This window comes from Bradyrhizobium liaoningense, from assembly GCF_018130785.1.
In the GTDB taxonomy this organism is placed as follows: domain Bacteria; phylum Pseudomonadota; class Alphaproteobacteria; order Rhizobiales; family Xanthobacteraceae; genus Bradyrhizobium; species Bradyrhizobium liaoningense_A.
Map to the genome: position 1 here is coordinate 37,647 of NZ_JAFCJT010000016.1, position 14,682 is coordinate 52,328.

The 14,682-nt window shown below is 61.9% G+C and carries 13 protein-coding genes and 1 tRNA gene; 7 read left to right on the forward strand and 7 right to left on the reverse strand.

What is annotated here, in order from left to right; translation table 11 throughout:
• Nucleotides 1-155 precede the first annotated feature (155 nt).
• The 4 genes from JQ627_RS26405 to JQ627_RS26420 all read right to left on the reverse strand — a co-directional run bounded on the left by JQ627_RS26405 (nt 156) and on the right by JQ627_RS26420 (nt 3,039).
• Nucleotides 156-362: a molybdopterin-binding protein gene (locus JQ627_RS26405; RefSeq protein ID WP_212487004.1), complete on the reverse strand. Its 207-nt coding sequence runs from the start codon at nt 360-362 to the stop codon at nt 156-158.
• Between the two features lie 186 nt (nt 363-548).
• Nucleotides 549-1,505, reverse strand: a complete 957-nt coding sequence (locus JQ627_RS26410; RefSeq protein WP_212487005.1) for an ABC transporter substrate-binding protein — start codon at nt 1,503-1,505, stop codon at nt 549-551.
• Between the two features lie 333 nt (nt 1,506-1,838).
• Nucleotides 1,839-2,147, reverse strand: a complete 309-nt coding sequence (locus JQ627_RS26415; RefSeq protein WP_212487006.1) for a DUF1330 domain-containing protein — start codon at nt 2,145-2,147, stop codon at nt 1,839-1,841.
• A 694-nt stretch (nt 2,148-2,841) separates the two neighbouring features.
• Nucleotides 2,842-3,039, reverse strand: coding sequence for a hypothetical protein (locus JQ627_RS26420; RefSeq protein WP_212487007.1), 198 nt, complete (start codon nt 3,037-3,039; stop codon nt 2,842-2,844).
• Nucleotides 3,040-3,617: 578 nt separating this feature from the next.
• On the opposite strand from JQ627_RS26420, the gene JQ627_RS26425 reads away from it, so the two are divergent.
• The 4 genes from JQ627_RS26425 (at nt 3,618) to JQ627_RS26440 (ending at nt 5,884) form a co-directional block, all read left to right on the forward strand.
• Nucleotides 3,618-3,860, forward strand: a complete 243-nt coding sequence (locus JQ627_RS26425) for a hypothetical protein (RefSeq protein ID WP_212487008.1) — start codon at nt 3,618-3,620, stop codon at nt 3,858-3,860.
• Between the two features lie 256 nt (nt 3,861-4,116).
• A complete protein-coding gene (locus JQ627_RS26430) occupies nt 4,117-4,275 on the forward strand; it encodes an Arc family DNA-binding protein (RefSeq protein ID WP_212487009.1) in 159 nt (52 codons plus the stop codon).
• A complete protein-coding gene (locus JQ627_RS26435; RefSeq protein WP_212487010.1) occupies nt 4,275-4,550 on the forward strand; it encodes a hypothetical protein in 276 nt (91 codons plus the stop codon). The genes JQ627_RS26430 and JQ627_RS26435 overlap by 1 nt, the downstream gene beginning before the upstream one ends.
• Nucleotides 4,551-4,804: 254 nt before the next feature.
• Nucleotides 4,805-5,884 carry a tyrosine-type recombinase/integrase gene (locus JQ627_RS26440; protein ID WP_249143381.1) on the forward strand — a complete coding sequence of 360 codons (1,080 nt, stop codon included), beginning with the start codon at nt 4,805-4,807 and terminating at the stop codon, nt 5,882-5,884.
• 319 nt (nt 5,885-6,203) lie between these two features.
• On the opposite strand, the gene JQ627_RS26445 is transcribed toward JQ627_RS26440, so the two are convergent.
• Nucleotides 6,204-8,198 carry a DUF6538 domain-containing protein gene (locus JQ627_RS26445; RefSeq protein WP_212487011.1) on the reverse strand — a complete coding sequence of 665 codons (1,995 nt, stop codon included), beginning with the start codon at nt 8,196-8,198 and terminating at the stop codon, nt 6,204-6,206.
• A 101-nt stretch (nt 8,199-8,299) separates the two neighbouring features.
• Nucleotides 8,300-8,374, reverse strand: a tRNA-Gln gene (locus tag JQ627_RS26450).
• A 270-nt stretch (nt 8,375-8,644) separates the two neighbouring features.
• Between JQ627_RS26450 and JQ627_RS26455 the strand changes: the two genes are divergently transcribed.
• Nucleotides 8,645-10,423 (forward strand): acyl-CoA dehydrogenase, encoded by a 1,779-nt coding sequence (locus JQ627_RS26455; protein ID WP_212487012.1) that lies wholly within the window; start codon nt 8,645-8,647, stop codon nt 10,421-10,423.
• A gap of 143 nt (nt 10,424-10,566) precedes the next feature.
• On the opposite strand, the gene JQ627_RS26460 is transcribed toward JQ627_RS26455, so the two are convergent.
• Complete coding sequence (locus JQ627_RS26460; RefSeq protein ID WP_212487013.1) at nt 10,567-11,817, reverse strand: MFS transporter; 1,251 nt, start codon at nt 11,815-11,817, stop codon at nt 10,567-10,569.
• A 302-nt stretch (nt 11,818-12,119) separates the two neighbouring features.
• Between JQ627_RS26460 and JQ627_RS26465 the strand changes: the two genes are divergently transcribed.
• Both JQ627_RS26465 and JQ627_RS26470 read left to right on the forward strand, forming a co-directional pair.
• Entirely contained in the window at nt 12,120-12,875 is a 756-nt protein-coding gene (locus JQ627_RS26465; RefSeq protein WP_212487014.1) for an enoyl-CoA hydratase-related protein, read from the forward strand.
• 118 nt (nt 12,876-12,993) lie between these two features.
• Nucleotides 12,994-14,646 (forward strand): bifunctional UDP-sugar hydrolase/5'-nucleotidase, encoded by a 1,653-nt coding sequence (locus tag JQ627_RS26470; protein ID WP_212487015.1) that lies wholly within the window; start codon nt 12,994-12,996, stop codon nt 14,644-14,646.
• Nucleotides 14,647-14,682 lie beyond the last annotated feature (36 nt).

The following is a 14,682-nucleotide window of genomic DNA, read 5'->3' on the forward strand; positions in this document are numbered from 1 at the left end:
TAGAACCTGCTTCGCGGGCGATCTTTGCGGTGACCGGTGCTTGTCGCGTCGGTCCACCGCACTTTGTGTCGGGGCTGATCAACGCGCCGAAACCACGTAGAAGCGTTCACTCCATTCCAACAATCCGGCTTGACAGTGAACGTGCGCTACCGTGGTTAATCCACTCCGATCATGACATCGGACGCCTTGATGACGACGTACACGCTGCTTCCAGCCTTAAGGCCAAGGTTATCTACAGAATCATTCGTAATGGATGAGGTAACGACTTGGCCGCCGATATCGACTAGTACATGGGCGGTCGTCGCGCCCTTCCTCACTTCCGTAACGGTTCCTTTAATTTGATTGCGAGCACTGATGCGCATCTCGGTTCTCCTGAAAGTGTGGTGCAGAGCAATGTAGCTGGTACCGAGCTCAACGGCCACTTCGGCAACGGGTCAAATTGCGAAGAACTCAGCGTGAGCAAATCTAGTCCGCTCCGCCCCGCTAAACGGACCTAAATGAGGGGTGTCGCGACTTCGCTGATGGGCCATGAGGAGACATGCACCGTCCTATTCAATCACCTCGTGGGCCCGCGCGAGCAGGGTCGGCGGAATATGGAGATTGAGTGCCCTGGCGGTTTTGAGGTTGATGATCAGCTCAAATTTGGTCGGTTGCGAAACCGGCATCTCAGCCGGCTTTCCTCCCTTCAATATCTTGTCGACGTAGCTTGCCATTTCTCGGGTCTGCTCCGCCGCATCCTGCGTGTACGCCATGAGCCCACCCGCCGCCGGCAATGCCCGTACTATGGAGAATGACGCAAGTTTGTTTTTCAGCGCCAACTCAATGCTGGTAGCGCGCAAAAGAGTGGGCTGAATGATCACAGCATCGGCCGCGCCATTCCGCATCTCAGCGAAAGCGGTCTCGAATTCATCGTCGGGATGGCGCATCAATGGCTGCGTCGCGACACCGATTCTGCCCGCGACTTTGTCAATCTCCGCGAGGAAGGATTTGGTGAATGGGTCAGCCGCATTGGCAAGGATCGCCACCCGATGCGCCGACGGAATCGTATCGCGAATCAGTTCGACGCATTTGCCTCCGAGCTGAGCCCCGAAGCTATCCACTCCGGTTACGTTGCCGCCCGGCCGGGACAGGCTGGCGACGAGACCAGTGCCGACCGGATCGCCTGAGGTCATCACGATCGGTATTTCGGCTGTGGCACGTTTTGCAGCCGTAGCCGCTGGCGTCTGCCAGGCGACGATAATGTCAACCTTTAGCCTCACGAGTTCGGCGGCCGCGTCGGCAAGCACAGCTGCATTGCCTCCCGCCGAACGGATTTGCAGCTGGATGTCCCGATTCTCGAGATGGCCGAGTTCCCGAAGTCCGTCGCGCAGTTCTTTCAGGAATGATTCGGGATTCGGATTGCCGAGGACGAGTACGCCAATGTGGTGCGTGACCGGCCGCGCTGTAGCCGCGATTGGCCAAATGGCCCCTCCGGTTACAAGACCCAGAAAATGGCGGCGCCTCATGATCGCCCCCGCTTCCGTGGTAAAACGAGCAACGCCGCAAAAGCCGCTATGAACTCTCGCCGCTTCATTCGATCCTCACGGCAGCTTGAGGACGGCGGCACGCACTATATCACGTCTCGATCATGGTCGCTGCATTGAGCTTACCGGGCGCGTCTCCGCGCGATGTCGCAGTTGGGTCAGAAGCAGTAAGGCTCGGGTCGAGCACAAGATTTCTGCCTTACCCCGAACACCCGACATCTGTGCGGACACGGTCGAGCCCCGCTTCGAATTCGGCGGTGCGAACGAACTACGAGGCAAGATTCAGCTGCGTGGTGCGCGCCGCCAAAGCGGGGCTCAGTCCGTGGGCTGCGGGCCGTCGTAGCCTTCGATCACGATGATATCGATGTCCACGGCGCCCGCGCGCAGTGCTTTCGCCCTGATGTATTCAGGTGAACGGTAGCAGGCGAGCGCGGTTTCGTAGTCCTTGAACTCGATCACGATGTTGCGGTCGCGCGCCTTGCCCTCCACCGCCTCGAAGGTGCCGCCGCGCACCAGGAATTTCGCGTCGTATTTGCGGAGCACCGCCGCGAGGGCGGGGCCGTAGGCTTTGGTGTATTCGGGTTTGATCACATCGATGCGCCCGATCCAATACCCATTCGGCATGTTGTCCTCCTCATCTTTGCATTCTCAAATCAAGAGGGGCCGCTGGGGGTTAAATTGCTCTGCGGTGCATGGTTCCGTCGGGTTAACGACACCGTTTGGCTTGAGGTTAGTGGCGCCGCGGGGCCAGGCTAATCGAGCGTCGAGGTCCGTTCAGGGTCAAAAGACGAAGCACTCAGCGTAAGCAAATCTCGTCCGCTAGGTCCCACTAAGCTGACCTCAGTGAGAGGTGTCGCCAACCTCGCTGATGGGCCAACAGGGCGACGTGACGTCACATCAACAGATAGAGGAAGCCGCCAACTGAGGCAGTCTTACCGTCTACGTCGTAGTGTCGGCCGGTTTACAGATTCCAAAACTATGCGGTCGAGCGCGGCCCTTCCGGCGCCGTGCGCCTCGTCTTGTGTGGCATAGGAATCGTGCGACGCTTTGATCAGACGCTTGCCGACATGAATCTCCCACACCCAAGGTTTCGGCGGTGGAAATCTGTGACGTAGCTTAATCCGCACCTTCGTTGGACCTTGGCTTGAGCGTCGCTATCCGTCGCGTCCCTTGCCATAGCTCTACGGCTTGCCCGTCTACCAGTTGCTCGGCGCATTGAAGCGCATCTTCGTCACTGTCGCAAAGAACCTCTATGCGCTTGGCAACGTGGCCGTCGTCACCGATGACGAAAGCATAGTATCCGAATGGCATAACCGGCCTACTTCGGCGGCTGTAAACCGGGGGAGCGAAGCCAGTCGCTGATGTGAGCGGCGACCTCCATTTGCCGAGCTTTGCGAATCGCGGTTTCCCGCTCCAGGCCGGGCCGGAGCAATTTGGCTCTCTGGCGCAACCGCACCGCTTCGCTGGCGCGACGGACTTCAAGCGTATCGGTTTGTTTGAAACGACGCCGCTTCATGGCGCGCTCCTTTCCATTCGAGGAAGGCGGGAGCGCAATCAGGCGTTCTCATCACAGATATAAGCCGCGGACCGTGCTGTGATGGGTGTAAGTCTATGGCTGACATCATTGTGAGCGTGATGTCATTTGTTAAGACTTCAGCGAAATAGATGAGAATTATTCCGAGTTTGAGCAGGAACGTTCCCGGCATGAGCGAACGGGATATGTCCGAGTTGGGTCACAAGCCGGCGTGACGCCCGCGCCATTCTCAGTCCGCTCCGCCCTCGAAACCGGACATCAAGCAGCCATGGCGTTTGGTGGGCCGCAGATAAGCCACAACCGGCGAGTTCGCTACACTTGCCCGAGCGTGAGCAACTGGCCGCCTGAGCGTCTTGCCGCTGGCGAGAGTGCGCCGTGAAGTTTGCTGCAAAATCTTCGGAAATTCCTATGCACCCAAATGGTGCATTTTATGAACTTGCAATTCCCTGATTGACGGCAGCCATGTGCGAGCGCACGATCGTGCATCGCTCGCCGAGCGGCGGGCCAGCCAGGCGCGGGTACGCCTGACCAGCCTTTCCTTAAGCACCATGGAGCAAGCCATGATGATCAAGGCAAATGCAGACTACATCGAAGTGGAGCCGGAGTGTTACCAATACCTGTCTGATGGCAAGGTTCTAGCCGTCCTCAAGACAAGCGCGGGTGATCGCATCTCATACGTGATGTCGATGGGTAGCTTTTTCCGGTCTGTCGATCTTGCGAATAGAGCGATTAACGAAAACCTCCCGGCGTCCTTGAATGCGATCAGCGGCGACAACATCGCCGAGCGCGTCGCCGTGCTCTGATCGCGCCAGCATCACCGACAAGGCCCGCCGATCACCCGGCGGGCTTTTTCCGTTTTTCAATCACGTTTCCGTATAATCCGTTACCAATACCGCGCCAGCGCCTCCCCAAGACAATCGATTTAAATTCATGAGCAACATCAACGTTGGCTGTGCGTGGGGACCCTTGTTGCGGCGACATGACATTTGCTGGAAATTAGCTGCATCCGTGCAATATTTTACGCATCGCTAATCTAGGTTTTTTGACCAGGAGCACGATGTGAATCAATCCCATGACATGACGACTTTGACGCTGAAGGTCCCAGGCGACGTGCGCGAAAAGCTGAAGGTCTGGGCTACGCATAACGTCACCAGCATGACGGCCGAATTGGTCCGTAGCGTCCGCGAACGCATGGCCCGCGAGCAGGCGGTGCGCTGATGGCGACTGATCTCAACGAGATTGTTCGCATCGCTGCTCTAGACGCGCTTGAGGAATATGTGCGCGATCTGGAGCGACTGCCAGACCGCGACCAGGGGCTCGTTATTATCGCAAGGAAATTACTGGTCGGTCAGACGTATGAAGTCGCTGCGCACGCCAACTTCGACCGAGACCGAGTCCTGGCCCTGGCCCAAGCGATCGGCGCGAAGGTCGACATCAGCGAGACAGATCATGGACTGACGCGCGTTACGTTCACGCCTGCGGCGCGGCAATGACTTGATCCATGGCCAAACAAGCCGCCCTGCCCCCTACACTTCCGCCGCGCTTGATCGGGCGCGAGGCGGGCGGCGGCATATGTCTCGGTTTGCCCTAACACATTCGACCGCATGGTGTTGGACGGGCGCATGCCACGCGCCCGTGTTCTAGGGGACAAACGCAAGGCGTGGGACGTGAGAGAGCTTGACTTGGCCGTTGAGGCGTTGCCCCATGAGGGTGAGGCCTTGGTCGCCAGCGACGTGGGATGGACCTGATGCCCCGCAAGCTCCCGCTGCATGTCGAACGCAACACCGTCAAAGGCAACACGTACCTGTCAGTCAGGATACGCAGTCAGAACGGGCCACGCATCCGCCTGCCCGATGATCCGACATCGGAAGAGTTTCGCCTTGCCTACGCTGCGGCGATGGGCGGCACACAGAAGCCCGCCACGAAGAAGGACTCGCCCGACAGCATCTCCGCGAAGATCGACACCTACATGAAGAGCCCGGCCTACACCGGGCTCAGCGACTCCTCGAAGGACGGCTACAGCTCCCGGCTCGAGCAGATCAGGACCGACCACGGCCATCGTGCATTCTCAGGGCTCACGAAAGAGCGAATCGAAACATTCATTCTCGCGCCGCTCGCCAACAAGCCCGGTGCCGCGCTCGACACGCTGAAGAAGCTCCGCATCCTCATCAACCATCTCAAGCTGACACCAGACCCGACCGCCGGAATCAAGCGGCCGAAGGGAGGCGAGATCAGGGCCTGGACCGATCGTGAGCTTGCCGCCTATGAACGGCGCTGGCCGCTCGGTACCAAGCAACGCACCGCGTATGCGCTGATGCTCAACATGGGTACCGCCCGCGTCGACACGCATCTGTTGACGTGGCATCAGGTCGACGATGGCGCCTGCTACCGCCGGCATAAGACCGGCGTGCAGGTCGACATGGACGTGAGTGAGGATCTGGAAAAGGCGCTGGCAGCGATGCCGCGCAAGCATGTCGTGGTCATCACCACGGCCTATGGCAAGCCGTTCACGGTCGACGGTTTCAGCCGATTCATGCGTGATGCCATCACGGCCGCCAAATTGCCTCTATCCTGCCAGCCGCACGGCCTGCGCAAGACGCTCGGCCGCCTGCTCGCCGACGCCGGCTGCAGCGCTCACGACATAATGGCCGCGCTCGGACACACCACGCTTGCAGAGGCCGAGAGATACACCCGCGAAGCCGATCGGAAGCGCGGCGGCGAGCGCGCGGTTACGCAGCTCAATGAACATCGGAAGAACAAACCTTCCCAAACCACACCGGGAAGTTTGGGAAAAACGGCAAAAAGCGATGGGAAAACAACGCTATGATTGCCTGGCTGGCGCTCCCTAGGGGAATCGAACCCCTGTTTCAGCCTTGAGAGAGATCGACTAAGCCGCACTCCGGAATTTGCCCAAGCAATCCAACCGAAGCAGGAAGCCGACGGGCACGCCGAGCCTCTCGGCGCCGCAACGAGCCGCACAGTGCGGTAATGAGAATTGATCAGCGACCGCCTCGGATGTATCAACGCTACATCCCTCGCGTCGAAACACCGATCGGCCAAGTCTGGGAAATCAAGGGGTTATGCTGGATTTGGTAGCGGGAGAGGGACTCGAACCCCCGACCCCAGGAGATTATGATTCCCGTGCTCTAGCCAGAGGCTGTTTGCGCCAGATGTTTAGCACGCGATGGCTGTGAAAAAGGCGCCACCTCACTGTTTTGAATCCAGGGAATGAGGTTCGTGGCCTGCGGTTCGAGATGGCCGGTGACGACTTCGAGCTTCATGATGAACTCGAACAATGTGTCGAGTTCGTGCGGCTCGCAGTAACGCTCGCTGGTTTCGCTGTCGCCTCCGTGTCCAAGGAGGTCTGCACGATCCTCCTTCGTCAGCAGCTTCTTCTTCAGTTGCGCACCAAAGAGATGCCGCACGGCATGGGCACCCAGCCCCTCTTCGGTAATCTTGGCAGCCGCGAGGATCGGCTTGAACAGCTTGTAGAAGCGATTTCCCAGCGGCGAACGACTGCTGGGAGAGTACAAGTCCGGAAACAGCAGCTTGTATCCAACCGCCTTGATCCTCCTGACATAGTCGAGGAAGCCCAAGCGGATCAATTCCGGATGGAGGGGGATATTGCGCTTGGACTGAGCGTTCTTGATGCGCCGCTGCGCGTTGGCGGCGATGTGAATATATGGCCGGCAGTCTTCGCGATCGAAGATGACGTCGTCGACCATCGCGCCGCAGAGTTCCTCTCGCCTTGCGCCCGTATAGTACATGAGGATCGGCACGAAATAGAGTGCGCAGTGGAAGACCTGGGAGCCGCCCTCCTCACCCCATTTGCCGAGTTCATCCCAGCCGGCGCAGTTGCTGAACGGCGCCGTCAGAAAAATCGCCTTGGCGCTATCAATGGGCAGCTTCGCCCTCTCGTCGCGGGCACGCTTGTTCTTGCCGCGGCTCTTTGCGCGCAATTTCGTCAGGTTGATCGCCTCCAGGCTCTTTGAACCTCGAGCAATCGCGTAATCGAAGATCTGGCCAATGAAGGTCCAATGCCGATTGAGGGTGTCGCCCCCAATACCGCGCTTGCTCCGTTCGACCGATCGTCCTTTCTCGCGGAGCTCTTCGATCGTGAGTTTCTCGTCCCTAACCGATTTGCCGTAGTGCTTGTAGATTTCGAGACGGAGGAAATCGGCGAACTTGCCGACCTCTGCCTGGCCCACGAGATTGAGGTCGTGAATGCGCTGGTCCTGAACCATGAACTTGATGAACAGGTTCGAGATGCTCTTGGCCTGCCGCTGCGTCTTCTCGTCCCAATGACCGTCAGCAGCGTTCTGCTGGATGACGCCATCCGCAAATCGCGAAAAGTCGGCCATGGGCACGAATTGCAGGATCGTAGCAACGCCATTCGTCTGCGGTGGATCGTTTGAACGATCCACCGCAGGGACTGCTGCCGCGACAATCGGCTTCGGTGGATCGTTCATCGCAAGCAGCAGGCGATCCACCAGTCCCTCGTCTTCGACTCGCGCCCCTCCGTACCGGCGCTCGGACTCTGCCAGCGCAAGCCTCATTCCGCGGAAGTACGTCCCCTGCGCCACGTCCATGTTCATGGCGGTCGGCGCGGCCTGCACGCCTTCGATCATTTGCCGAAGGACGTGGTACTTGGTCGGCACCATGTCGTTGGCCCGAAGCATGGTCAGATGGCGCTTCACAGCCTCGATGTCCGCCTCCGAGAGACCATCGGCGATCATCCGGTCGCGATCCTCAGGACGCACGGCAGCGCCGTGTCCTTGGGCATCCAGCAGGGTGTAGGTCCACAAGGCCCGCCGGTCGTCCGACCGCGCCTGGTCGACGTCAAAGCCGGGCGCGTTCTTGGCAGCGAACGCCACCCGATCGAGCTTGGCTACCTGCTTCTCGACGACGGCATGAAGCATTGTCTCAATTTGAGACCGCGACAGCCGATCGGCACCATCAGCAAGCATGGCAACATCATCCAAGAACAGGTTGACCTGGGTAGCCAGCCGACAAGCCGCCGCCCGGTTCGTCGTTTTCAGGCTCATGGAAAGATGCGGGCGGCCGAGCACGCTGGCAAGCGCCCGAGGGGTACGACGGCGCCAATAGTAGACGGCTTGGCGGCGAAAGATGTGGAAAGCCATTGCGAGCGACACCCTGGTGCAGCAGTGATGTGTCGCAGCGCTGTGCAGCAGCGCCCCAGCCAGGCCAGTTTCGTGAGCTTTTTCAGAGGAAGCGGAGCCGCTGGCTGGGGCGGGAGGGATCGAACCTCCGAATGGCGGAATCAAAATCCGCTGCCTTACCGCTTGGCTACGCCCCAACAGGCGACCAGGAAACGGGGCGGAAGAACTGGCTACCGCAGATTCCCGCTGGTCGCAGCCGGTCTATAGGGAGCGGCGCGGCATTTCAACCGCCTGGAGGGGCAAAATACCACAGGTCCAAGACCGGGTCGGGCGTTCGCCGCGCCACCCTTTATATTATAGGCCCGGCGGCGCCGCTCCCGGCCAGCGCTGTCCCGGCGTTCCGGGCCATTGAGACCTCCCCCGTTTCATGGGAATACGGCGCCAATACCTGTCCACGGGAGTGAGCCATGACCTACCGCGCGCCGATCTCTGACATGCTGCTGTCGCTCAACCATGGCGCCGGCCTGAAGGCTGCCGTGGAGGCCGGCCATTACGGCGATTTCGACGGCGACATCGTGAGCGCCGTGCTGGAGGAAGCCGGCAAGTTCGCAACCGACGTGCTGGCGCCGCTCAACAAGGTCGGCGACGAGCACGGCATCAAGCTTGACGATGGCAAGGTCACGACTGCGCCGGGCTGGCCGGATGCCTACAAGCGCTGGACCGAGGGCGGCTGGAACGCGGTGTCGGGGCCTGAGGATTTCGGCGGCCAGGGCTTGCCGATCGCGATCAACGCGGCCTGCACCGAGATCTGGAGCGCCTCCAACGTCGCCTTCGGCCTCTGCCCGCTGCTGACGGCCTCGGCGATGGAGGCGCTGGATGCGCATGGCAGCGACGAGCTGAAGAAGATCTATCTGGAAAAGCTCGTCTCCGGCGAATGGACCGGTACGATGCAGCTGACCGAGCCGCAGGCCGGCTCCGACGTCGGCGCGCTGCGCACCCGCGCCGACAAGCAGGCCGACGGCACCTATCGCATCAAGGGGACGAAGATCTTCATCACCTATGGCGAGCACGACATGACCGACAACATCGTGCATTTCGTGCTGGCGCGCCTGCCGGACGCGCCCGCGGGTACCAAGGGGATCTCGCTCTTCCTCGTGCCGAAGTTCATGGTCAATGCCGACGGCTCGCTGGGGCAGCGCAACGACATCTTTGCCTCCGGCGTCGAGCACAAGCTCGGCATGCATGCATCCCCCACCTGCACCATGACCATGGGCGATCATGGCGGCGCGATCGGTTTCCTCGTCGGCGAAGAGAACCAGGGCATGCGCTGCATGTTCACGATGATGAACCAGGCCCGCCTCGGCGTCGGCCTAGAGGGCGTCGGCGTTGCCGATCGCGCCTACCAGCAGGCGCTGGCCTATGCGCAGGAGCGCAAGCAGGGCCGCGCCGTCGGCAAGAAGGGCGACGGCTCGGACGCGATCTTCGTCCATCCCGACGTCAAGCGCATGCTGATGCGGATGCGGGCGCAGACCGCGGCGGCGCGAACCATCTGCTATGCCACCGCCGTCGCGCTCGACGTCTCGACGCGCGCCAAGGATCCCAAGGTCCGCGCCGATGCCGCCGCCCGCGCGGCGCTGCTGACACCGATGGCGAAAGGCTATTCCACCGATATCGGCAACGAGGTCGCCTATCTCGGCGTGCAGGTGCACGGCGGCATGGGCTTCATCGAGGAGACCGGCGCCGCGCAGCACTATCGCGATGCGCGCATCACCGCGATCTACGAGGGCACCAATGGCATCCAGGCGATCGATCTCGTCACCCGCAAGCTCGCGGCCAATGGCGGCGTCGCGGTATGGACGCTGCTCGACGAGCTCTCGGCGACCGTGAAGCAGGTCGAAGCCTCCAACGATCCCGCTTTCGGCACCACGGGTATCAAGCTGCGCGAGGCGCTGGAGGCGCTGACGCGCACCAGCAAGTGGCTTCTGGAGCGCGTGACCTCCGCGCCGAACGAGGCGCTCGCAGGCGCGACGCCGTATTTGCAGCAGTTCGGCGCCACCCTCGGCGGCTGCATGCTGGCCTCCGAAGCGCTCGCCGCCAAGTCCGACGGCAACACCGACGCTGCGCGCTACGTCTCGCTCGCGCGCTTCTTCGCCGAGAACATCACGGTGCAGGCCGGCGCGCTGGAACGCACGGTGACGGAGAGCGCGGAGTCGGTCGCTGCGGCGGATGCGGTGCTGCTGGGGTAACTGGTAGGCTGCTGATCCCGACATCCCCGCGCAACCGCAAAGCGGTTGTCGCTGGAGGTGCTCGCGTAGCGAGCCTCGAAGGATGAACGGCCGAGATGCAGCCGGGCCGTCGCCCTTCGAGGCTCGCCGAAGCGGCGAGCACCTCAGGGTGACGGTGATAGAGTGTGCGAATCTTCCAGCCTCTTCCCCGGCCGCCACAGCACGATTCCCGCCGCCACGAGATCCAGCACCACACACATCGCAAACGCGCTCGTGTAGTCGCCGGTGAAGCTCCGCACGAGGCCGACGATGCCTGGGCCGAAGGCGCTGACGATGCCGCTGATCGACGTGCCCAATCCCATGGCCGCGGCAAAGGCGGCAGCTCCGATCTCGCGCTGGATGATCAAGGGCGGGAACGTGATCATGTTGCCGATCGAGAAGCCGTAGACAGCGCAGCATACGAGCAGCACGGTCGGGCTCGTGCTTTGGAGAAGCACGAACAGCGCCGCCGCCTGGCTCGTCATCGACGCCGCACAGGCGAGCCGCGGATCGAGCCGGTCGACGAACAGGCCGAGCGACAGGCGGCCGATCACCGCCATTGCCGCCATGACGGTGACCGCAAGGCCGGCACTGGCGCGGCCAATCAGCGGCTCGAGGAACGTCACCTGGTGGATGATGAATCCCATCTGCGCCAGCAGCGCGATCGCGATCGGCAGCACCATGGTCCAGAACGCCGCGTTGGCGAGCAGCGTCCTGCGGGAATGGGCCGGTGCGGCCATTCCAGCGGACGAACGGTCGCCCGATGCCGGCGACATCTGCGTCGGCCAGCCGATGAAGATGACGACCACCGGCAACACCAGCACCACCATCGCCATCGTGGCGGCGAGCATGGCGGACCGGAAGCCGACGCTGCCGGTCAGCGACAACAACAGCGGAACGAGGACGATGCCGCCGCAGGTCGCGCCGTTGAATGCGAGGCTGAGCGCGAGCCCGCGGCGCCGCTCGAACCAGGAGTTCAGCACGGTGGCGATCACCACGGTGCCCATGCCGGTCCAGCCGACCGACATCAGCGCATAGGCAAGATAAAGCTGCCAGGGCGTCTGCATCAGCGCCAGCAGCACGGTCGAAGCGCCGAGCGCCGACAGGCCGCACAGGATCAGCGCGCGCAGCCCGATGCGGGCGAGCAGATCGTCGGTGAAGATGACAAGCACGGAGGTCAGGAGAAACGAGAAAGTGCTGGCCGCCGAAACCAGCGAGCCCGGCCAGCCATGGGCACGCTGAAGCTCGGCGAGATAGACGCCCTGGCCGTAAAGACCGAAGCCGAACATGAAGAAGGCCATCAGGAAACAGGCCAGCACGACGCGCCAGCCGCGATAACGCAGCGAGGATTCGTCAAAGCTCGTTGCGGCAATCATCGATGGAGCAATCGGCCAGGGGAAATGGCATTGGGCAATCGTGCCCTACAACCCCCGGTTTTTCAAATTAAACATTGTAGCCGTCTGTTGCAATGCGCAACGGCATATGCGAAGCGATACAACCAGTGTGATCCGGGACAGTGCAGTTCCCGATCAGAAAAACGACAGCGCGCCATGCGGCCGGCTCACGGGGACGTTTTCGAAAAGGTCGAGCGGGCGGATTGGCACGCCTGCAAGATGATGTAGGCTGATGCTTGCGAGACTCGCCAAGGCAAGCGTCGCGGCGACCGCAGGGGGCTCTCATGCCGAATGGCAATATCGTCGTCACCGAAGAGCGCGGAACGCGCGTCATCACCCTGCGCCGCCCGAGCAAGAAGAACGCGATCACGCAGGACATGTATCGCGAGATGAGCCGCGCGATCGACACCGCGCAGAACAATCCCGACGTCCGCTGCATGATCATCACCGGTGGCTCCGGCGTGTTCACCGCCGGCGACGACATCGACGATTTCATGCAAGCCGAAGCGAATTCCGAGACGCTGTCGGACGGTGCCAAATTCCTCTATTCGCTGGCCCTCAACGTCAAGCCGATCATCGCGGCCGTCGACGGCGCCTCGATCGGCATGGGCACGGTGATGCTGTTTCACTGCGACTATGTGCTCGCCTCGAACGCTGCGACCTTCTCCGCGCCCTACATCCATCTCGGGCTCGTACCGGTCGGCGCGGCCAGCCTGCTGATGCCGAACACGATGGGATATCAGCGTGCCTTCGCCATGCTGGTGATGGGGCGGACTTTCACAGCCGCGGAGGCGCACGCGGCGGGCTTCGTCAACACCGTTGTCTCGCCGGGACACACCGAGGTCGAGGCGCGCAAGGTGGCGCGCGATATCTGCCGGCTGCCGGCCGAGGCGGTCGCCGCCTCGCGCAAATTGCTGCGCGCCGCGCCCGAGGAGCTCACCCGCCGCATCGACCAGGAGGCCCATCTGTTCGGCGAGCGGTTGAAGTCGGATGAGGCTACTGCCGCGTTCAATGCGTTCGCGAACCGGAAGAAGAAGTAGGGGGGCGGCCGGCGCCCAGCCAACGGTCGTCATTCCGGGGCGCGACGAAGTCGTGCGCCCTGGAATGACGGCGAGAACTTTCGTGAAATCTTCGCGCTGAACGACTAATCTTGGTTCCATGCGATACCTATTCCCACTCCTCGTTGCCGCGCTCGCCACGCTCCCCGCCTCCGCCCAAACCACGGCGCCCGTCGAGCTGCGCATTCTCGCGATCAACGATTTTCACGGCAATCTGCGGCCGCCGGCGGGCGGCATCCGGATCAATGATCCCGAGGACAAGAGCAAGAAGGTGATGGTGGCGGCTGGTGGCGCCGAATACATGGCGACGCTGGTGAAGCAGCTGCGCGAGGGGCACAAGAACACGATCTTCGTCGCCGCCGGCGATTTGATCGGCGCGAGCCCGTTCCTGTCGGCAATGTTTCACGACGAGCCCTCGGTCGAGGCGCTCTCGATGATGGGACTCGCGATCACATCGGTCGGCAATCACGAATTCGACGAGGGCAAGACCGAGCTGCTCAGGATGCAGAACGGCGGCTGCCATCCCGTCGACGGCTGCCAGGGGCCACATCCCTTCACGGGCGCGAAATTCCGCTATCTCGCGGCTTCCACCATCGAGACTGCGACCGGCAAAAGCGTGCTGCCGCCCTACGAGATCAGGGAGTTCGAGGGCATCCCCGTCGCCTTCATCGGCCTCACCTTGAAGGAGACCGCGGGCATCGTCTCGCCCTCAGGCATCACCGGACTCGAATTCCGCGACGAAGCCGAGACGGTGAATGCGCTGGTGCCGCAGCTGAAAGCGCGTGGCGTCGAGGCCATCGTGGTGCTGATCCACCAGGGTGGTGAGCCCTCAGGCGACTACAATGAATGCCCTGCCATTACGGGGCCGATCGTCGACATCGTGAAGAAATTCGACCGCGCCGTCGACGTCGTCGTCAGCGGTCACACCCACCGCGCCTATGTCTGCGACATCGACGGCCGGCTCGTCACCAGCGGTGACAAATACGGCACGCTGGTCACCGCGATCGACCTCAAGCTCGATCCGGCAACGCGCGACATCGTCAGCGCCAGGGGCGAGAACGTCATCGTCGCCAATGCCTCGCTGGCCAGGGATCCCGAACAGACTGCATTGATCGAGGCCTATGACAAGCTGTCGGCGCCGATCGCCAACCGCCCGGCCGGATCGGTGACGCAGACGCTGTCGCGCATTCCGAACGAAGCCGGCGAGAGCGCGCTTGGCGATGTCATCGCGGACGCGCAGCTCGCCGCCACGAAGGATGCGAAGGATGGCAGCGCTGTCATCGCGCTCACCAATCCCGGCGGCATCCGCACCGACATCGTTCCGAGGGAGAACGGCGCCATATCCTTCGGCGATGTTTTCGCCAGCCAGCCGTTCCGCAACCGCCTCGTCACCATGACGCTCACCGGCAGCCAGCTCAAGGACATGCTGGAGCAGCAGTGGCTCGATCCGAAACGGCCGCGGGTTCTCCAGGTCTCCAATGGATTCAGCTACACCTGGGATGCGACGAAACCGTTCGGCGAGCGCATCATGATCGAGAAGATGACGCTCAACGGCAGGCCGATCGAGCCCGGAAGCGGCTACCGCGTCACCCTCAACGATTACCTCGCCGTCGGCGGCGACGGTTTTACGGCCGCCAAACAAGGCACGGCGCCACAATATGGCGGCTACGACGCGGACGCGCTGTTCGCCTTCTTCAGGGCGCACGGACCGATCGGTCCGCTGCCGCCCACCCGCATCCTGCGTGTGAATTGATCCGGATCAAACGGACTTGTCCGGGACCGCCCTTTG